We start from the raw sequence: 18,018 nt of genomic DNA on the forward strand, positions 1-18,018 counted from the left end.
ACCCCCGATTTGGATCAGCGGCGCCGGACAGGATATTTTCTTTCTGCACGCCCCACCGGGAAGAAACCCGGAGGGAACGTCGCACCGGGACGTGGCGCAGCTTGGTAGCGCACTTGACTGGGGGTCAAGGGGTCGCAGGTTCAAATCCTGTCGTCCCGACCAGCGTTTTCGCAGGTCGGAGGCCGTTTTCCTCGTATGAGGAGGCGGCCTTTCGCCGTTTCCGGAGTCTGTGACACCGCGTGACGGCAAGCAAGGCAAGCAAATGGCCCGGCCCCCGGGATTCCGGGGGCCGGGCCATTGCCGTGCCATGCCGCGCCGTCCTCAGCGCTCCTTCTGCGCCAGCCTCAGCAGGTGGTCCGCCAGGGCCTGGCCGCCGTGCGGGTCGCGGCTGATGAGGAGGACCGTGTCGTCGCCCGCGATCGTGCCGATGATCTCGTGGACGCCGGCCTGGTCGATGGCCGAGGCGAAGAACTGGGCCGCGCCGGGCGGGGTGCGGAGCACCACCAGGTTGGCGGAGGCCTCCGCGGAGATCAGCAGCTCGGCGGCCAGGCGGCCCATGCGGGCCTCCGTGGCCGACTCGCCGAGGGGGGCGCGGGGGGTGCGGTCGCCGCCCTCGCCGGGGACGGCGTAGATCAGCTCGCCGCCCGTGTTGCGGATCTTGACCGCGCCGAGTTCGTCGAGGTCGCGGGAGAGCGTGGCCTGGGTGACGGAGAGGCCGTCGTCCGCCAGCAGCCGGGCGAGCTGGCTCTGGGACCGGACCGCCTGCCTGCTGAGGATGTCCACGATCCGGCGGTGGCGGGCGGTGCGGGTCTGCGGCACGGCCTGTCCGCCGTGGGCCGGCTCGGTCTCCTGCGCCTCGGTCATCGTGTTCGTCAGTCTCCGGATCGTCGTTCCTCGTGGGGCCCGTCGGCGACGGCGTCCAGGACGCCGGGCAGCGCCCCGAGGAACGCCTCCGTCTCATCTTCGGTGATGATCAGCGGAGGAGCCAGCCGCACCACGTGCGGTGCGACCGCGTTCACCAGGACCCCGGCGTCCTGAGCCGCCTGCTGCACTTTTGGTGCGAGGGGCTCGACAAGGACAATACCCAGCAGCAGACCCGCACCACGGACGTGGTCGACGAGGGGGTGGCCGAGGGCCGCGATCCCGTCACGCAGCAGCTCGCCCGTGCGCTTGACGCGGTCCAGGACGCCGTCGGCGTCGAGGGTGTCCAGGACGGCGAGCGCGGCCGCGCAGGCGACGGGGTTCCCGCCGAAGGTGGAGCCGTGCTGACCAGGCGTCAGCAGCTCGGCGGCGGGGCCGAAGGCCAGGGTGGCGCCGATGGGCAGGCCGCCGCCCAGGCCCTTGGCGAGGGTGACGACGTCGGGCTCGACGCCCTGGGCGAGGTGCTCGAACCAGTGGCCGGTGCGGCCGATACCTGTCTGGATCTCGTCCAGGACGAGCAGCGTTCCGGTCTCCCGGGTGATCTCGCGGGCGGCGGCCAGATAGCCGGCCGGGGGGACCACCACGCCGTTCTCGCCCTGGACCGGCTCCAGGACGACGAGCGCGGTGTCCGTGGTGACCGCCGCGCGGAGCGCCGCCACGTCCCCGTACGGCACATGTGTCACGTCGCCCGGCAGCGGAAGGAACGGGTCCTGCTTGGCGGGCTGTCCGGTGAGGGCGAGGGCGCCCATCGTGCGGCCGTGGAAGCCGCCGGTCGCGGCGACCATGTGCGTACGGCCCGTGCGCCGGCCGATCTTGAAGGCGGCCTCGACGGCCTCCGCGCCGGAGTTGGCGAAGTAGACGCGCCCGGGGCGGCCGGCCAGCCGCAGCAGCCGCTCCGCGAGCTGGACGGTCGGCTCGGCGGTGAAGAGGTTGGAGACGTGGCCCAGCGTGGCGATCTGGTCGGAGACGGCCCGGACGACCGCGGGGTGGGCGTGGCCGAGGGCGTTCACGGCGATGCCGCCCACGAAGTCCAGGTAGCGGTTGCCGTCGGCGTCCCAGACGTACGGGCCCTCGCCGCGCACCAGGGGGATGCGGGGCGTGCCGTAGTTGTCCATCAGGGCGCCCTGCCAGCGCCGGGTGAGGTCTGCGTTCGTCATGCGTCCCCCTGCTCCGCGTCCGGCACGACCATCGTGCCGATGCCTTCGTCCGTGAAGATCTCCAGCAGGATCGAGTGCTGGACCCGCCCGTCGATCACGCGGGCGGTGGTGACGCCGTTGCGCACGGCGTACAGGCAGCCCTCCATCTTGGGGACCATGCCGCTGGCCAGCTCGGGCAGCAGCCGCTCCAGCTCGCTCGCGGTGAGCCGGCTGATGACCTCGTCGCTGTGCGGCCAGTCCTCGTACAGGCCCTCGACGTCGGTGAGGACCATCAGCGTCTCGGCGCCGAGCGCGACGGCGAGCGCGGCGGCGGCGGTGTCGGCGTTGACGTTGTACACGTGACCGTCGTCGGCGCTGCGGGCAATGGAGGAGATGACGGGGATGCGGCCGTCGTCCAGCAGGGCCCGGACGGCGCCGGGGTCGATCTCGGTGATCTCGCCGACCCGGCCGAGGTCGACCCGCTCGCCGTCGATCTCGGCGTAGTGCTTGGTGGCGGTCATCAGGTGGGCGTCCTCGCCGGTGAGGCCGACGGCGAGCGGGCCGTGCTGGTTGAGCAGCCCGACCAGTTCGCGCTGGACCTGCCCGGCCAGGACCATCCGCACCACGTCCATGGCCTCGGGCGTGGTGACCCGCAGCCCGGCCTTGAACTCCGATGCCAGGCCGAGCCGGTCCAGGTGGGCGCTGATCTGCGGCCCGCCGCCGTGCACGACGACGGGCTTGAGGCCGGCGTGCCGCAGGAAGACGACGTCCTGGGCGAAGGCGGCCTTCAGCTCGTCGTCGACCATGGCGTTGCCGCCGAACTTGACGACGACGGTGCGGCCGTGATGGCGGGTCAGCCAGGGCAGTGCCTCGACGAGGGTGCGGGCCTTGGGCAGGGCGGTGTGCTTGCGGGTGGTGCCGGCGGTTCCGGTCGTCGTCATGAGGAGTACGCGCTGTTCTCGTGAACGTAGTCGGCGGTGAGGTCGTTGGCCCAGATGGTGGCGGACTCGGTGCCCTCGGCCAGGTCGGCGGTGATGCGGACCTCCCGGTAGCGCATATCGACGAGTTCGCGGTCCTCGCCGACGGAGCCGTTCCGGCAGACCCAGACGCCGTTGATGGCCACGTTGAGCTTGTCGGGGTCGAAGGCGGCGGAGGTGGTGCCGATGGCGGAGAGCACCCGGCCCCAGTTGGGGTCCTCGCCGTGGATGGCGCACTTGAGGAGGTTGTTGCGGGCGATGGAGCGGCCCACCTCGACGGCGTCGTCCTCGGTGGCGGCGCCGGTCACCTCGATGCGGATGTCCTTGCTGGCGCCCTCGGCGTCGCCGATGAGCTGGCGGGCGAGGTCGTCGCAGACGGCCCGGACGGCCTCGGCGAAGGCGGCCTCGTCCGGGGTGGTGCCGGAGGCGCCGGAGGCGAGGAGCAGCACGGTGTCGTTGGTGGACATGCAGCCGTCGGAGTCGACCCGGTCGAAGGTCTGCCGGGTGGCGGCGCGCAGGACGGCATCGAGGCCCGCCGCGTCGACGTCGGCGTCGGTGGTGAGGACGACGAGCATGGTGGCCAGGCCGGGGGCGAGCATGCCCGCGCCCTTGGCCATGCCGCCGACGGTCCAGCCGTCGCCCTGGACGACGGCGGTCTTGTGCACGGTGTCGGTGGTCTTGATGGCGATGGCGGCCTTCTCGCCGCCGTGGGCGGAGAGTTCGACGGCGGCCTTGCCGATGCCGGGCAGCAGCTTGTCCATGGGCAGCCGGACGCCGATGAGGCCGGTGGAGGCGACGGCGATCTCGGCGGCGCTGTGCCCCAGCGCCGCGGCGGCCTTCTCGGCGGTGGCGTGGGTGTCCTGGAAGCCCTCGGGGCCGGTGCAGGCGTTGGCGCCGCCGGAGTTGAGGACGACCGCGGAGACCCGGCCGCCCTTGAGGACCTGCTGGGACCAGAGCACCGGCGCGGCCTTGACGCGGTTGGCGGTGAAGACGCCCGCGGCCGCCAGGCGGGGGCCGCGGTTGACCACGAGGGCCAGGTCGGGGCTGCCGCTCTCCTTGATTCCGGCGGCGATGCCGGCGGCCGTGAATCCCTTTGCTGCGGTGACGCTCACTGCATCTCCTTGTCGGCTCCGCTGCGGTGGCGGATGGTGTCGCCGCCGCCCCTGCGGGGCGACAGCGCGGGCTCGGTCTTCGTCTGCTGCAGGCCGGCCCGGTGGCCGGCGGGCTGTTCGCAGGGCACCAGGCGGGCCAGTGCGGTGGCGAACGCGCGGCGGATGCTCATGGCGCCACGCCCGTGGCCGGCAGCCCCAGCTCCTCGGGGAGCCCGAGGGCGATGTTCATGCTCTGCACGGCACCCCCGGCGGTGCCCTTGGCGAGGTTGTCGATCGCGCTGATGGCGATGATCCGGCCGGCCGCCTCGTCGAGGGCGACCTGGACCAGGGCGGTGTTGGAGCCCTGGACGGAGGCGGTGGCGGGCCACTGCCCCTCGGGCAGGAGCCGGGCGAACGGCTCGTCCTGGAACGCCTTCTCGTAGGCGGCCCGCACGGCCTGCGCCGTGACGCCGGGCCGGGCCTTGGCACTGCACGTGGCGAGGATGCCGCGGGGCATGGGCGCCAGGGTCGGGGTGAAGGAGACGGTGACGGGCTCCCCCGCGGCGGCCGAGAGGTTCTGGGCCATCTCGGGCGTGTGCCGGTGGCCGCCGCCGACGCCGTACGGGCTCATGGAGCCCATGACCTCGCTGGCGAGCAGGTGCGGCTTGGCGGCCTTGCCTGCGCCGGAGGTGCCGGACGCGGCGACGATCACGGCCTCGGGCTCGGCGAGCCGGGCCGCGTACGCCGGGAACAGGGCGAGCGAGACGGCGGTCGGATAGCAGCCGGGGACCGCGATCCGCTTGGTGCCGCGCAGGGCCTGCCGTGCCCCGGGCAGCTCCGGGAGTCCGTACGGCCAGGTCCCGGCGTGCGGCGAGCCGTAGAACCGCTCCCACTGCCCGGCGTCCTTCAGCCGGAAGTCCGCGCCGCAGTCGACGACCAGCACCTCGTCGCCGAGTTCCGCGGCGACGGCCGCGGACTGCCCGTGCGGCAGGGCGAGGAAGACCACGTCGTGCCCGGCGAGCACGCCGGCCTCCGTCGGCTCCAGCACCCGGTCGGCGAGGGCCGGCAGGTGCGGCTGGAGCGCGCCGAGCCGCTGCCCGGCGTTGGAGTTGCCGGTGAGGGCGCCGATGCGGACCCCGGGGTGCCCCAGCAGCAGGCGCAGCACTTCGCCGCCCGCGTATCCGCTCGCCCCGGCCACTGCCGCTCGTATCGCCGTCATCGATTCCTCCTCGGTATGGCATGACTATACGAATGGCAGCAGTTTTATGCAATGCCCAAAGCTTTCGAGGGCGACATAAGCGCAGGAGGGAATAGCCGAACCCTATAAATCGCGGACGCCGGACTCCGTGGTTCCGAGCATCTGATCGGCCGTCAATCCCCTGGCAGAGTAGCCAACAAGTGGATCACTTCCCGTCGCCGTCCGCGCGGGACGTTGTCTCTTTACTACAAAGGGGGTTCATCGCATGAACACTGACACCCACGGCGCGGTGGTCACGGGTCTGGGCGCCACGACGCCGCTCGGCGGGGACGTCGCCGCCACCTGGTCCGCGATGCTGGCCGGACGGTCGGGGATCGGTCCGATCGAGGAGGAGTGGGCGGCCGGACTGCCCGCGCGGATCGCGGGCCGGATCGCGGTCGAGCCGGCCGAGGTCCTGGACCGGGTGCAGGCCCGCCGCATGGACCGGTGCGAGCAGATCGCCCTGGTGGCCGCCCGCGAGGCATGGGCCGACGCCGGGCGCCCCGAGGTCGAGCCGGAGCGCCTGGCCGTGGTGATCGGCACCGGAACCGGCGGCGTGCTGACGCTGCTGGGCCAGAACGGCGTCCTGGAGTCCTCCGGGGTGCGGCGCGTGTCGCCCCACACGGTGCCCATGCTGATGGCGAACGGGCCCGCGGCCTGGGTCAGCATCGAGCTGGGGGCCCGGGGCGGCGCCCACACCCCGGTCAGCGCCTGCGCCTCGGGGGCCGAGGCGATCGCCATGGGCCTGGACCTGATCCGGCTCGGCCGGGCCGACGTGGTGGTGGCGGGCGGCGCCGAGGCCTGTGTGCACCCGCTGCCGCTGGCCGGGTTCTGCCAGGCGAAGACCCTCTCGACGCGCAACGACGAGCCGGAGCTGGCCTCCCGTCCCTTCGACGCCGACCGCGACGGACTCGTCGTCGGCGAGGGGGCCGCCGTGGTCGTCCTGGAGCGCGCGGAGTTCGCCGCCGCCCGGGCCGCCCGGGCCCATGCCGTGCTCGCCGGGGCCGGGGTCACCTCGGACGCGCACCACATCACCGCCGCGCACCCCGACGGCCAGGTGCGGGCGATCCGCACGGCCCTGGCCTCGGCGGGGCTGTCGCCGCTCGACATCGGGCACATCCACGCCCACGCGACGTCCACGCCCAAGGGCGACCTCGTCGAGGCCCGGTCGATCACCGAGGCGGTCGGCACCCACCCGGTCGTCACCGCGACCAAGTCGATGACCGGGCACCTCTTCGGGGCCGCGGGTTCGCTGGGCGCGCTCGCCGCGATCCTCGCGGTCCGCGACGGCGTCGTCCCGGCGACCCTGAACCTCGACACCCTCGACCCGGAGGTGAAGCTCGACGTGGTCGGCGGCGCGCCGCGGCACGGCGCGCAGGCGGCGGCCCTGGCGAACGCGTTCGGGTTCGGCGGCCACAACGCCTCGCTCGTGTTCACCCGGGCCTGACGCCCGGCGGGCCGGGGCTCGATGGATGATTGACTGCACGTTCCGAATCACTCATCGAGAATTGATTCCTATGCAACTGCCCGACATGAATCTGCTGCCGGCCCTCGACGCCCTGCTCCGCGAGGGCAGCGTCACCGGCGCCGCGGCCAGGATGAACGTCTCGGCCTCCGCGATGAGCCGCACCCTGGGCCGGCTCCGCCGGGTGCTGGGCGACCCGCTCCTCGTGCCCGCGGGGCGCGGCCTCGCCCTCACCCCGCGGGCACGGGAGCTGCGCCCCCGGGCCGAGGCGGCCCTCGTCGGCGCGCTCGCCGCGCTCCGGCCGGTGCAGCCGGTGGACATCGCCGCCGTGGAGCGGCGGTTCACGCTGCGGACGAACGACGGGCTGACCGTCGTCCTCGGGCCCGGGCTGACCGAGCGGGTGAGCCGCGAGGCCCCCGGCATCCAGCTGCGCTGGCTGGCCGAGGGCGACGAGGACCCCGCCGACCTGCGCGACTCCGTCGACCTGGACATCGGCCACCTACCCGAGCTGCCCCAGGACGTGCGCAGCCGGCCGCTGGCCGGGCACCACCACGTCGCGGTGTCCCGGGCCGGCGCCCCGGGCGCGGACGAGCCGCTGACCGTCGCGCGCTTCGCCGCGATCCCGCACATCACCGTCTCCCGGAGGGGGCGGTTCCACAGCGTCGTCGACGAGCGGCTGGCCGACGCGGGGCTGAGCCGACGGGTGCTGGCGACAGTGCCGAGCCCGGTCACCGCGTGTTTCCTGGCCCTGCGGTCGGACGTGCTGGCCCTGGTGGGGGCCTCGGTGGCGGCCCGGGCGGCGGAGGCGATGCCGCTCGTCGTCCGGGAGATCCCGCTGCCCCTGCCGGCGGTCGCGATCGGGATGGCGTGGCACGTGCGGGTCGACACCGACCCGGCCCACCGGTGGCTGCGGGACGCCGTGGCGGAGGCCGCCTCCGCCACCCCGACCCGCACGGATTCCTGAGCGCGCCCTATACCGCCGGTCACCCTAGGCTGGGAGTATCCGAGTGCACCTGTCCCATCTCACAGCGAAGGGGTCACGTCGATGCATGCGAGCAAGGGCGACCGGTTGGTGGTGCACGGCCGGACAGTCGGGCAGCACGACCACGTGGTGGAGATCGTGGAGGTCCTGGGTCCCAACGGCAACCCGCCCTACCGGGTCCGGGCGGAGAACGGCCACGAGAGCATCATGTCGCCGGGTCCCGACTCCGTGGTGGACCACCGGAAGGCCGCCGGGCAGCAGTAGGCCGGCCCATACCCGTGTTCAGCGCGGTGGGCGCGCGCGGTGGGGATAGTGGTCCCGCACCACGCGCGCCATCGCACCCACCGGGTCGTGGAGCACGTTCTTCGCGGAGAAGTAGGCGTTCCCCAGCACCTCGGGCCGCTCGCGGCAGAGCGTGAGATGGCGGGAGAGCTCGGCGGGATCCTGCCAGGGGGCGGGCTGACCGGGATCGCCCGCCCGGTAGAGGGCCTCGCCGATATAGAGGTGCACCTTCGTGCCGCGCACGGTCTCCGCCCACCAGGCCACCAGCTTGGCGTAGTCCGCGGGCGCGAAGCCGATGTGCCAGTAGCACTGCGGGACGATGTAGTCGATCCAGCCCTCGCGGACCCACGTGCGGGTGTCGGCGGCGAGGTCGTCGTAGGTCTGCACCCCGGCCCGGGTGTCCGAGCCACGCGGGTCGGTGGCCCGGTTGCGCCAGACGGCGAACGGGCTGATGCCGAACCGCACATGACGCTTGCGCCGCTTGATGCGCTCCGCCGTCTCCCGCACCAGGCGGTCGATGTTGTCCCGCCGCCAGGCCGACCGGTCCGGGAATCCGGCGCCGTAGCGCTCGTAGGCGGCCGTGTCGTCGAAGGTCTGCCCGGCCACGGGATAGGGGTAGAAGTAGTCGTCGAAGTGGACGCCGTCGAGGTCGTAGCGCCAGACCGCGTCGAGCATGGCGTCCTGGACGAAGCGGCGGACCTCGGGCAGGCCGGGGTTGTAGTAGAGCTTGCCACCGTAGGGCAGCACCCACTCGGGGTGCACGCGGGCGGGGTGGGTGGGCACCAGCCGGCCCGGGTCGGTGTGGTTGGCGACGCGGTACGGATTGAACCAGCCGTGCAGCTCCAGACGGCGCTTGTGGGCCTCGTGCACCGCGAAGGCCAGCGGGTCCCAGCCCGGCGAGCGGCCCTGGGTGCCGGTCAGGTACTCCGACCAGGGCTCGTAGCGGGACGGCCAGAACGCGTCGGCCGTGGGGCGGATCTGCAGGATGACGGCGTTGAGCCGCCGCGCCACCGCCGAGTCGAACAGACCGGTCAGCTCGGACCGTTGCCGGTCCGTCGAGAGGCCCGGCGCGGACGGCCAGTCGACGTTGACGACGGTGGCCGCCCACATCCCCCGGAACTCCCGCCTCCGGCTGGCGGCGCCACTGCTCCCCGCCTCCAGCGCACCGGCCTCCCCGGCCGCCAGCATCGCCGTCATGGCCCCTGCCACGGCCACCCCGAACCCTCTTCTGGTCAAACGTCCCATATGCCGTCGCCCTCCATGGAACCGGGTTCATCGGCGTAACCTCCGTCACACCGCGTCCCGCAGAGCATGCCCGCCCCGGACCGCCCGGCACCGCGCCGCGCGGAGTAACGTCTCCCCCCGAGGCGGGAGCCGGACGACCTTCGACCACCCGCAATTCGACGAAGAATGATCGGCGAAAGGCACGATGTGACGGACATTGCTGTGGATCTGGCTCGCGTCGGTGTGGTGGGCTGCGGTCAGATGGGGGCGGGCATCGCGGAGGTGTGCGCCAGGGCCGGTCTGGACGTCAAGGTCGCCGAGACCACCGGCGAGGCCCTGGAGCTGGGGCGCACCCGGCTGACCAACTCCCTGGGCAAGGCCGCCGAGCGCGGCAAGATCACCGAGGCGGAGCGGGACGCGACCCTGGCGCGGCTGAGCTTCACCACGGACCTGGGCGAGTTCGCCGACCGGGATCTCGTCATCGAGGCGGTCGTCGAGAACGAGCAGGTCAAGACCGAGATCTTCCAGGTCCTGGACCAGGTCCTCACCCGCCCGGACGCCATCCTGGCCTCCAACACCTCCTCCATCCCGCTGGTGAAGCTGGCCGTGGCGACCTCCCGCCCCGACCACGTCATCGGCATCCACTTCTTCAACCCGGCCCCGGTGCAGAAGCTCGTCGAGCTGATCCCGGCGCTGACCACCGGCGAAGAAACGATCAAGCGCGCCGAGGCGCTGGTCGGCAAGGTCCTCGGCAAGCACGCCATCCGTGCCCAGGACCGCTCCGGCTTCGTGGTCAACGCCCTGCTCATCCCGTACCTGCTCTCCGCGGTCCGGATGTTCGAGTCGGGCATGGCCAGCCGCGAGGACATCGACAACGGCATGGAGCTGGGCTGCGCCCACCCCATGGGCCCGCTCAAGCTCGCCGACCTCATCGGCCTGGACACGGTGGTCTCGGTGGCGGACAGCATGTACGCCGAGTACAAGGAGCCGCTGTACGCCGCTCCCCCGCTGCTCCAGCGCATGGTCGAGGCCGGCCGGCTCGGCCGGAAGTCGGGCGCGGGCTTCTACGCCTACTAGGACGCCCTCTGTCCGGGCGGCCCGCCGGGCCCCGTCCGCCGGCCGGCCGTCACCGGCGTCCCCCCCGCGTTCACACGGGGTGTACGCCGGTGACCCGCAGATACCCTCCGCACACGCTCCCGCCCCGCCCGTCCGCGCGGTTGACTCGGCTCGTCAGCACACGCATGGACTCTTCCGGAAGGGGTACGGACCGTGACCAACCAGCCCGAGCGCGCCGTCAAGGCGGCAGAGCTCGCGGAGATCCGGCGCAGCCTCGATGTCGGCGTCGTCCGCATCGACGGCCACCTCGCCCTCCTCACCCAGCGCAGCGACCAGACCGAGCGGGACGTCACCGAGGTGACCGAGCGGGTCCGGGCCCTGGAGCAGGGCAGGTGGCCGCTGCCGTCGCTCGCCGCACTCACCGGCCTCGCCGGCCTGGCGATCGCCGTCTGGCAGGCGGTCGGCCGGTGAGCGCAGGACCGCGGCGGCGTCCGGGGCCGGCGGTCGCAGGGTCTGTCAGCCGATCCGGATGTGGTGCAGGAGCAGGAGCGCGGCCGCCATGTTGGCGGCCGGCACCTCGCCGCGCGCGATCAGGTCGGGCACCAGCTTGAGCGGCACCCACTCGCGGCGGTCCGACTCGAAGCCGTCCTCGGGGTCGCCGATGTACTCGGCCTCGTCCGACCAGTAGATGTGGTGCCGGGCGTCGGTGAGTCCGTTGGACGGCTCGACGGACATCAGGTGCCGCAGCGGGCCGGGACGCCAGCCGGTCTCCTCCTCCATCTCGCGGGCGGCCGCGAAGGCGATGTCCTCGCCGTCCTCGACGACGCCGGCCGCCAGCTCCCAGCCCCAGTTGTCGGTGATGAAACGGTGCCGCCACAGCAGCAGGACCTCGTTCGCCGCGTTGACCACCGTGGCCACGGCGACAGGCCGCAGCCTGATGAGGAAGTGGTCGAGGTGACGGCCGTCCGGAAGTTCGACGTCCGCGAGATTGACCTGGAACCAGCGGTTCTCGTAGACGGTCAGCTCCCTGAGATTCTTCCAACGCAACGTGATGCCACCTTCCGCCGAGGTAGCCACCTCACGGGCGCCGTCCCAGGCAACTACTCTCAAAAAGGCACGCGCAGCGCCCCGTCGATCATTTCGGCGGCCTCGGCGGTGGCCGCGCACCCACTTTCGATCAGGTGCTCGCGCACCGCACGGAGCCGGTCCCTCAAACGCTGCGATTCCATGCCTCTCGCCTGCTCGGTCATCTCCCGTGCGGTGGCCACCGCCTTGTCCGCGTCTCCCTGACGCAGCTCGATGTGCGTGAGCATGGCGAGCCGGTGGACACGGCCCCGGTCGTGGGCGGGGGTGTCGACGGCCCGGTCCGCGTGCTCACGGGCGGGTCCGAGATCGCCGAGGCTCAGCAGGGCCTCCGCCACCTGCACGTTCACCAGGCCCGGCTGGACGTAGCCGGTCTCGGCGGGCTCCTGGCCGCGGTGGATGCGCTCGGCGGCCGCCTCGGCGCGGCGGATGCAGGCGAGGGCCCCGGCGCCGTCCCCGAGCCGGGCGTAGGCCTTGGCCTGCATGGCGTAGAGGTCGGCGGAGAGCGCCGGGGTGAGGCTGGTCCCGCCGGCCCGCAGCGCGGACTCGGCGAAGGCGACGGCCTGCCGGTACTCCCCTATGAAGAGCGACTGGTTGACGAGCAGGGCTATCACATAGGCGCCCAGGCCCCGGTCCCCGCTGGCCTTGGCCAGCCGCAGCGCCTGGTGGAAGTAGCGCTGGGCGAGTCCGTGCGCGTCCGAGTCGTAGGCGCAGATCCCGGCGACGGCCACCAGGCCGCCGGTGGCGCGGTGCAGCTGCCGGCCCATGGCGTCGGAGTAGCTGCCGCGCAGCAGGGGCGCGGCCTCGGCGTTGAGGAAGCCGACGACCCGGGCGCGGGTCGCGATGCCCCCGGCCTTGCGGTACATCTGCTCGTAGTGCGTACGGGCCGCCCGCAGCATCTCGATGTCGTCCATGGAGACGCGGGTCAGCCCGCGCCGGGAGACATCGGCGTCCTCGGGCGGGTTCTCCCACTCCCAGACCGGGATGACTGCCGGGGTCCCCGTGACGGCGGGGGCCCGGACGACGTGTTCCCGCTGCTGTTCGTCGGAGCGCCACAGGGCGGTGGCGCGCTCGACGAAGCCGGACAGCGGGGTGCCCGCGGCCCTCGGTGTGCCGGGGGTGCCCAGGCCGATGTCGTCGAGGGTCAGCGCGCGGCGCAACCGCTCGCCGAGCACCTCGCAGATCAGGTCCGGGACCTGCCCGCGCGGCCGCTGGCCCTTCAGCCAGCGGGCGACGGCGGTGTGTTCGTAACGCAACGCCAAACCCCGTGCCCGGCCTGCCGCGTTGATGTGGGCGGCCAGGCCTGCGTGGGAGATTCCCGCCTCGTCGAGGATGGCGTCGAGCAGTGTGTTGGGCTCCATCCTGCCTGCCCTCCGGTGCGCTCGGTCAGATCAGCGTAGTGGAGATCCCTTCGCACGGGGTGTGAACGGGCCACCGGTGGGCGGCCGTCATTGCTGGTGACAGGCGCGCGGCAGGGCGGCGGGGGTGCGCCGGCGGTCGTCGCTGAGGGCGAGCAGCGCGAAGTCGTCGGCGAGCAGGCCGCGGGTGTGGCGCAGGAGGGCGGCCTTGACGCGCTCGACGACCGTGGCGGGCACGATCGCGGCGCCCTGGGCGGCCTCCGCCAGGGCTCCCGCGAGCGGGAACAGCTCACCGGCCGCGTTCCTCGCCTCCTCGGCGCCGTCGGTGTGCAGCACCAGGGCGTCGCCGGGCCGGAGGCTGGGCAGGTGCACCAGGGGCGGCTCGGCGGGGAGCGGGAACACCCCCAGCGGCGGCAGCGGTTCGCCCGGGGTCAGTGCGACGACGGATCCGCTGCCGTCGGGTGCCCGGCGGAGGCGGTGCGGCCAGGGGTGCCCGCAGTTGAGGGCCGTGACCCGGCCGCCGTCGCGCACTTCGAGCAGCAGGACGGTCGCGAACTCCTCGGTCTCCGGGCCGTCCGCCTCCCCGGTGCCGCCGGGCGGCGGACCGTCGGTACGGGCCCGCTCGCGCAGGTGGCGGTGCAGGGTGCGCTCCAGGCGGCGGAGCACGCCGGGCAGTTCGGCCTCGTCGTGCGCGGCCTCGCGGAAGGTGCCGAGCAGGGCGGCGACAGTGGCGATGGCGGGGATGCCGTGCCCGCGGACGTCGCCCATGACCAGCCGCACGCCGTGCGGGGTGGCGAGCGCCTCGTAGAGGTCCCCGCCGACCAGGGCGCCTTCGCTGGCCGACAGGTGGACGCCGGCGAGGGTGAGGCTCCCGAGGCCGGGCGGCAGCGGTCGGAGCACCGCCAGCTGGGCGGTGACCGCGATCTCCCTGATCCGCTCCAGCTCGCCGAGCAGGCGCAGGCCGCGGCCGCTGGTGAGGTAGCTGGCGACGACGACGGCGAGGATCGCACAGCAGGTGCCCAGCCGGGCGGCGGCCGGTACGCGGCCGACGGGGCCCAGGGGCAGGAGCGCGAACAGCGCGCAGGCGCCGCCGAGCAGGACGCACCGGCGGCGGCCGGTTCCGGCGCAGGCGATGGCGGGCGCGGCGGCGAGCAGCTGGATGAACCCGATGCCGAGGGGGCTCAGGAACTCCCAGGTCACCACGGCGGCGACCCAGAGCCCGGGCAGTACGAACACAAACGCCCGCCGGCACCACAGAGCCCCGGTACGGATCATTCCGTCGGCCCCCCTCTGTGCAATGACGCGCACGATTCTCGCCAGGGGGGACGGCCGCGCAAGGGGACGGCGTCCGATTCCACCCCATTGAGCGATACCGAGGGGGCCCTTGCGGGGCGGAGTCCCCCGCGCCCGTAGGGGCGCGGGGAACTGCGCGACCAGCCACGTACGACCCGCAGCCGTCCGGCCACGCGTCGTACCGTGCTTCCAGCGGGGCTTACGCCCCGCGCAGCACCGCGCCCGTGCGCTCGACGGCCGAGGCCACCGCCGTGTCCCGGGCGGCCGAGGCCTCCTCGGCGGTCAGGGTGCGGTCGTCCGCGCGGAAACGCAGCGCGTAGGCCAGCGACTTCTTGCCCTCACCGAGCTGGGCACCGGTGAAGACGTCGAACAGGCGCAGCGACTCGAGGAGTTCGCCCGCACCGGCCACCAGGGCGGCCTCGACGTCGGCCGCGGGGACCGAGGAGTCCACGACGAGCGCGACGTCCTGGGTGGCCACCGGGAAGGCGGACACGTGCGGGGCCACGACGGCACCGGTGCCGGCCTGCGCCAGGCGGTCCAGCTCGATCTCCATCGCGCAGGTGCGCTCCGGCAGGCCGAACGCCTTGGTGACGCGCGGGTGCAGCTCGCCGGCGCTGCCGACGAGCACCTCCGCGCCGTCGACGAGGACGTACAGCGCGGCGCAGCGGCCCGGGTGGAAGGGCGCCTGCTGGTCCTGGCGGACGATCAGCTCGACGCCGGCCTCGCGGGCCACGGTCCGGCCCGCCTCGACGGCGTCCGCCCAGCCGGCCGCGCGGCCCTGGCCCCACCAGCTGGCCCGCTCGCGGGCACCGGCCAGCACGACGGCGGCGTGGCGCGGCTGGCGCGGCAGCGCGGCGTCGAGGGCGGCGATCTCCTCGTCGGTCGGGCGGCGGTCGACCGGCAGCCGGACCGGGGCGGTCTCGTCGCCGGTCGGCCGGAAGACCAGGCCGGTCTCGAAGAGCGCCAGGTCGTGCTCGCCCCGGCCGTCGTTGCGCCGCAGGGCGGCGAACAGCCCCGGCAGCAGCGTGGTGCGCAGCGCGGGCTCGGCGTCGGAGAGCGGGTTGACCAGCGTCACGGTGGTGCGGCGCGGGTCGTCGGCCTCCAGGCCCAGGTGGTCCAGGGCCCAGTCCCCGATGAAGGGGTAGTTGGGGGCCTCGACGTACCCGGCGCCGGCCAGCGCGCGGCCGACCCGGCGGTGCAGGCGCTGACGCGGGGTCAGGCCGCGCCCGGCGGGCGGCTGCGGCAGGGTGGCGGGCAGGTTCTCGTAGCCCTCGAGCCGGATGACCTCCTCGGCGAGGTCGTTGGGGTCGGTGAGGTCGGGCCGCCAGCTGGGCACGGTGACGATCAGCTCGTCCTGCCCGTAGACGTCGCAGCCGACCTCCTGGAGGCGGCGCACGACGGTCTCCCGGCCGTACTCGACGCCCGCGACGCGGTCCGGGTGGTCCGCGCGGACGGAGATGGTGCGCGGCCCGCTGGGGGCGACGACCTCGGTGACGCCGGCCTCGGCGGTGCCGCCCGCGAGCAGCACCAGCAGGTCGACGGTCCGCTGGGCGGCCGCGGAGGCGGCCTGCGGGTCGACGCCGCGCTCGAAGCGCTTGGACGCCTCGGAGGACAGCTTGTGGCGGCGGGCCGCCCGGGCGATGGCGACGGGGTGGAAGTGCGCCGCCTCGACGACGACCTCGGTCGAGCCCTGCCCGGCCGCCTGGTCGGCGATCTCGGTGTCGGCGCCGCCCATCACACCGGCGAGCCCGATGGGGCCGCGGCTGTCGGTGATGACCAGGTCCTCGGCGTCCAGGACGCGCTTGGTGCCGTCGAGGGTGGTGAGCTTCTCGCCGGGCTGGGCACGGCGGACGCCGATCGGCCCGTCGAGCCGGGCGCGGTCGTAGGCGTGCAGCGGCTGGCCCAGCTCGAGCATCACGTAGTTGGTGACGTCGACGACCAGCGAGACCGGGCGCATGCCGGCCTTCTGGAGGCGGCGCTGGAGCCAGATCGGGGAGCGGGCCTCGGCGTCGAGGCCGGTGACGGTGCGGGCCGTGAAGCGGTCGCAGCCGGCCGGGTCGGCGACCTCGACCGGGTAGCCGTAGCCGTTGGGCGCGGGCACGTCCAGCAGCGCGGGGTCGCGCAGCGGCAGGCCGTAGGCGGTGGCGGCCTCGCGGGCGATGCCGCGCATCGACAGGCAGTAGCCGCGGTCGGGGGTGACGGCGATGTCGAGGACCTCGTCGACAAGCTGGAGCAGCTCGATGGCGTCGGTGCCGACCTCGTGCTCGTTGGAGAGCACGATGATGCCGTGCGAGCCGTCGTCGCCCATGCCCAGCTCGTCGCCGGAGCAGATCATGCCGCGGGAGACCTTGCCGTAGGTCTTGCGCTCGGCGATGGCGAAGTCGCCGGGGAGCACGGCGCCGGGCAGGGCCACGACGACCTTGTCGCCCACGGTGAAGTTGCGGGCGCCGCAGACGATCTCCTGCGGCTCGCCGGTGCCGTTGGCCTGCCCGACGTCGACGGTGCAGAAGCGGATCGGCTTGCGGAAGCCCTCCAGCTCCTCGATGGTCAGGACCTTGCCGACGACCAGCGGGCCGGTGAGGTCGGAGCCGAGCTGCTCGACGCGCTCGACCTCCAGACCCGCGGCGACGAGCTTGGCCTGTACGTCACGGCCGGTCTCGCCGACCGGCAGGTCGACGTATTCCCGCAGCCAGGAAAGCGGGGCGCGCATCAGATCTCCATCCCGAACGGCCGGGTGAAGCGCACGTCACCCTCGACCATGTCTCGCATGTCCTCGACGTTGTGGCGGAACATCAGCATTCGCTCGATGCCGAACCCGAAGGCGAAGCCGCTGTACTTCTCCGGGTCGATGCCGGCGGCGACCAGCACCCGCGGGTTGACCATGCCGCAGCCGCCCAGCTCGATCCAGCCCTCGCTGGAGCAGGTCCGGCAGGGGCGCTCCGGGTTGCCGACGGACTGGCCGCGGCAGACGTAGCACTCCATGTCCAGCTCGGCGGAGGGCTCGGTGAACGGGAAGTAGTTCGGGCGCAGGCGGGTGGTGAGGCCCTCGCCGAACAGGGCGTGCACCATGTGCTCGATGGTGCCCTTGAGGTCGGCCATGGTCAGGCCCTCGTCGATGGCGAGCAGCTCGACCTGGTGGAAGACCGGGGTGTGGGTGGCGTCCAGCTCGTCGGTGCGGTAGACGCGGCCGGGGCACACCACGTAGATGGGGGGCTCGCGGTCGAGCATCGAGCGGACCTGCACCGGGGAGGTGTGGGTGCGCAGGACGACGCCGGACTCGCCCTTCCCGTCGCCGCGGACGAAGAAGGTGTCCTGCATGGCGCGGGCCGGGTGGTCCGGCTCGAAGTTCAGGGCGTCGAAGTTGAACCACTCGGCCTCGACCTCGGGGCCCTCGGCGACCTCGTAGCCCATGGCCACGAAGACGTCCTCGATGCGCTCGCAGAGCGTGGTCAGCGGGTGGCGGGCGCCGGCCGGCACGCGGTCGTACGGCAGGGTGACGTCCACCGCCTCCTCGACCAGCACCCGGGCGTCGCGCTCAACCTCCAGCTCGACCTGGCGGGCGGCGAGGGCCTTGTTCACGGCGCCGCGGGCCATGCCGACCCGCTTGCCGGCCTCGGCCTTGGCCTGCGGCGGCAGCGCGCCGATCTCGCGGTTGGCCAGGGCGAGCGGGGAGCGGTCGCCCATGTGGGCGGCCTTGGCCTCGCGCAGGGCGTCGAGGTCGGCGGCCGCGGCGAAGGCGGCGAGCGCCTCGTCCCGCATGCGCTCGATCTCTTCCGGTTTCAGTGCCTCGACCTCGACAGGGTCGTACGACTTATTGGGTGCCGACATCTCTTCCCGTGCTTCCGATTGTCCCCAGCTACCGCTGGGAGGTGCCACCAGGTTTCGCTTCGCTGCGCGGCGCTCGCCCGACGAC

17 protein-coding genes and 1 tRNA gene are annotated in these 18,018 nt (G+C 73.4%); 6 read left to right on the plus strand and 12 right to left on the minus strand.

What is annotated here, in order from left to right:
• The first annotated feature begins 85 nt into the window (after window positions 1-85).
• Window positions 86-162 (plus strand) — tRNA-Pro (locus AC1Z4A_RS04895).
• A 159-nt stretch (window positions 163-321) separates the two neighbouring features.
• Here AC1Z4A_RS04895 and AC1Z4A_RS04900 read toward each other — a convergent pair.
• From AC1Z4A_RS04900 to argC, 6 genes are read right to left on the minus strand one after another with little or no spacing between them, the layout of a single operon-like run.
• The gene (locus AC1Z4A_RS04900; RefSeq protein WP_483676584.1) at window positions 322-864 is read right to left on the minus strand and encodes an arginine repressor; all 543 of its coding nucleotides are present in this window, start codon (window positions 862-864) and stop codon (window positions 322-324) included.
• An 8-nt stretch (window positions 865-872) separates the two neighbouring features.
• Complete coding sequence (locus AC1Z4A_RS04905; RefSeq protein ID WP_483676585.1) at window positions 873-2,078, minus strand: acetylornithine transaminase; 1,206 nt, start codon at window positions 2,076-2,078, stop codon at window positions 873-875.
• Window positions 2,075-2,998, minus strand: a complete 924-nt coding sequence (gene argB, locus AC1Z4A_RS04910) for an acetylglutamate kinase (protein WP_483676586.1) — start codon at window positions 2,996-2,998, stop codon at window positions 2,075-2,077. The genes AC1Z4A_RS04905 and argB overlap by 4 nt, the downstream gene beginning before the upstream one ends.
• Window positions 2,995-4,146, minus strand: coding sequence for a bifunctional glutamate N-acetyltransferase/amino-acid acetyltransferase ArgJ (gene argJ, locus AC1Z4A_RS04915; RefSeq protein WP_483676587.1), 1,152 nt, complete (start codon window positions 4,144-4,146; stop codon window positions 2,995-2,997). The genes argB and argJ overlap by 4 nt, the downstream gene beginning before the upstream one ends.
• The gene (locus tag AC1Z4A_RS04920) at window positions 4,143-4,316 is read right to left on the minus strand and encodes a hypothetical protein (RefSeq protein ID WP_483676588.1); all 174 of its coding nucleotides are present in this window, start codon (window positions 4,314-4,316) and stop codon (window positions 4,143-4,145) included. The genes argJ and AC1Z4A_RS04920 overlap by 4 nt, the downstream gene beginning before the upstream one ends.
• The gene (gene argC / locus AC1Z4A_RS04925; protein WP_483676589.1) at window positions 4,313-5,344 is read right to left on the minus strand and encodes an N-acetyl-gamma-glutamyl-phosphate reductase; all 1,032 of its coding nucleotides are present in this window, start codon (window positions 5,342-5,344) and stop codon (window positions 4,313-4,315) included. Before argC ends, AC1Z4A_RS04920 begins: the two co-directional genes overlap by 4 nt.
• A gap of 244 nt (window positions 5,345-5,588) precedes the next feature.
• Between argC and AC1Z4A_RS04930 the strand changes: the two genes are divergently transcribed.
• The 3 genes from AC1Z4A_RS04930 (at window position 5,589) to AC1Z4A_RS04940 (ending at window position 8,073) form a co-directional block, all read left to right on the plus strand.
• Window positions 5,589-6,809: a beta-ketoacyl-[acyl-carrier-protein] synthase family protein gene (locus AC1Z4A_RS04930; RefSeq protein WP_483676590.1), complete on the plus strand. Its 1,221-nt coding sequence runs from the start codon at window positions 5,589-5,591 to the stop codon at window positions 6,807-6,809.
• Window positions 6,810-6,879: 70 nt separating this feature from the next.
• Window positions 6,880-7,791, plus strand: coding sequence for a LysR family transcriptional regulator (locus AC1Z4A_RS04935; RefSeq protein WP_483676591.1), 912 nt, complete (start codon window positions 6,880-6,882; stop codon window positions 7,789-7,791).
• Between the two features lie 81 nt (window positions 7,792-7,872).
• The gene (locus AC1Z4A_RS04940) at window positions 7,873-8,073 is read left to right on the plus strand and encodes a DUF1918 domain-containing protein (RefSeq protein WP_483676592.1); all 201 of its coding nucleotides are present in this window, start codon (window positions 7,873-7,875) and stop codon (window positions 8,071-8,073) included.
• A gap of 18 nt (window positions 8,074-8,091) precedes the next feature.
• Here the strand turns inward: AC1Z4A_RS04940 and AC1Z4A_RS04945 are convergent, their stop codons facing one another.
• Window positions 8,092-9,336: a glycoside hydrolase family 10-like protein gene (locus AC1Z4A_RS04945; protein WP_483676593.1), complete on the minus strand. Its 1,245-nt coding sequence runs from the start codon at window positions 9,334-9,336 to the stop codon at window positions 8,092-8,094.
• Between the two features lie 165 nt (window positions 9,337-9,501).
• Here AC1Z4A_RS04945 and AC1Z4A_RS04950 point away from each other — a divergent pair, with 165 nt between their 5' ends.
• Together AC1Z4A_RS04950 and AC1Z4A_RS04955 are read left to right on the plus strand one after the other, a co-directional pair.
• The gene (locus AC1Z4A_RS04950; RefSeq protein ID WP_483676594.1) at window positions 9,502-10,392 is read left to right on the plus strand and encodes a 3-hydroxybutyryl-CoA dehydrogenase; all 891 of its coding nucleotides are present in this window, start codon (window positions 9,502-9,504) and stop codon (window positions 10,390-10,392) included.
• Between the two features lie 192 nt (window positions 10,393-10,584).
• On the plus strand, window positions 10,585-10,842 hold the full coding sequence (locus AC1Z4A_RS04955) for a hypothetical protein (RefSeq protein WP_483676595.1): 258 nt from the start codon (window positions 10,585-10,587) through the stop codon (window positions 10,840-10,842).
• Window positions 10,843-10,887: 45 nt separating this feature from the next.
• Here the strand turns inward: AC1Z4A_RS04955 and AC1Z4A_RS04960 are convergent, their stop codons facing one another.
• The 5 genes from AC1Z4A_RS04960 to pheS form a co-directional block, all read right to left on the minus strand.
• Window positions 10,888-11,418 carry an NUDIX hydrolase gene (locus AC1Z4A_RS04960; protein WP_483676596.1) on the minus strand — a complete coding sequence of 177 codons (531 nt, stop codon included), beginning with the start codon at window positions 11,416-11,418 and terminating at the stop codon, window positions 10,888-10,890.
• A gap of 59 nt (window positions 11,419-11,477) precedes the next feature.
• On the minus strand, window positions 11,478-12,815 hold the full coding sequence (locus AC1Z4A_RS04965; RefSeq protein ID WP_483676597.1) for a tetratricopeptide repeat protein: 1,338 nt from the start codon (window positions 12,813-12,815) through the stop codon (window positions 11,478-11,480).
• An 87-nt stretch (window positions 12,816-12,902) separates the two neighbouring features.
• Window positions 12,903-14,087, minus strand: coding sequence for a PP2C family protein-serine/threonine phosphatase (locus AC1Z4A_RS04970; protein WP_483676598.1), 1,185 nt, complete (start codon window positions 14,085-14,087; stop codon window positions 12,903-12,905).
• A gap of 217 nt (window positions 14,088-14,304) precedes the next feature.
• Window positions 14,305-16,815, minus strand: coding sequence for a phenylalanine--tRNA ligase subunit beta (gene pheT, locus AC1Z4A_RS04975; RefSeq protein ID WP_483676599.1), 2,511 nt, complete (start codon window positions 16,813-16,815; stop codon window positions 14,305-14,307).
• The gene (gene pheS, locus AC1Z4A_RS04980; RefSeq protein WP_483676600.1) at window positions 16,815-17,933 is read right to left on the minus strand and encodes a phenylalanine--tRNA ligase subunit alpha; all 1,119 of its coding nucleotides are present in this window, start codon (window positions 17,931-17,933) and stop codon (window positions 16,815-16,817) included. Before pheS ends, pheT begins: the two co-directional genes overlap by 1 nt.
• Window positions 17,934-18,018: the final 85 nt, after the last annotated feature.

This window comes from Streptomyces sp. 17_S59, from assembly GCF_056930295.1.

Bases quoted from the DNA above. Each gene is read 5' to 3' on its own strand.
- AC1Z4A_RS04900 (WP_483676584.1), bottom strand. From the start codon at position 864: ATGACCGAGGCGCAGGAGACCGAGCCGGCCCACGGCGGACAGGCCGTG.
- AC1Z4A_RS04905 (WP_483676585.1), bottom strand. From the start codon at position 2,078: ATGACGAACGCAGACCTCACCCGGCGCTGGCAGGGCGCCCTGATGGAC.
- argB (WP_483676586.1), bottom strand. From the start codon at position 2,998: ATGACGACGACCGGAACCGCCGGCACCACCCGCAAGCACACCGCCCTG.
- AC1Z4A_RS04920 (WP_483676588.1), bottom strand. From the start codon at position 4,316: ATGAGCATCCGCCGCGCGTTCGCCACCGCACTGGCCCGCCTGGTGCCC.
- argC (WP_483676589.1), bottom strand. From the start codon at position 5,344: ATGACGGCGATACGAGCGGCAGTGGCCGGGGCGAGCGGATACGCGGGC.
- AC1Z4A_RS04930 (WP_483676590.1), top strand. From the start codon at position 5,589: ATGAACACTGACACCCACGGCGCGGTGGTCACGGGTCTGGGCGCCACG.
- AC1Z4A_RS04935 (WP_483676591.1), top strand. From the start codon at position 6,880: ATGCAACTGCCCGACATGAATCTGCTGCCGGCCCTCGACGCCCTGCTC.
- AC1Z4A_RS04940 (WP_483676592.1), top strand. From the start codon at position 7,873: ATGCATGCGAGCAAGGGCGACCGGTTGGTGGTGCACGGCCGGACAGTC.
- AC1Z4A_RS04945 (WP_483676593.1), bottom strand. From the start codon at position 9,336: ATGGGACGTTTGACCAGAAGAGGGTTCGGGGTGGCCGTGGCAGGGGCC.
- AC1Z4A_RS04950 (WP_483676594.1), top strand. From the start codon at position 9,502: ATGATCGGCGAAAGGCACGATGTGACGGACATTGCTGTGGATCTGGCT.
- AC1Z4A_RS04965 (WP_483676597.1), bottom strand. From the start codon at position 12,815: ATGGAGCCCAACACACTGCTCGACGCCATCCTCGACGAGGCGGGAATC.
- AC1Z4A_RS04970 (WP_483676598.1), bottom strand. From the start codon at position 14,087: ATGATCCGTACCGGGGCTCTGTGGTGCCGGCGGGCGTTTGTGTTCGTA.
- pheT (WP_483676599.1), bottom strand. From the start codon at position 16,815: ATGCGCGCCCCGCTTTCCTGGCTGCGGGAATACGTCGACCTGCCGGTC.
- pheS (WP_483676600.1), bottom strand. From the start codon at position 17,933: ATGTCGGCACCCAATAAGTCGTACGACCCTGTCGAGGTCGAGGCACTG.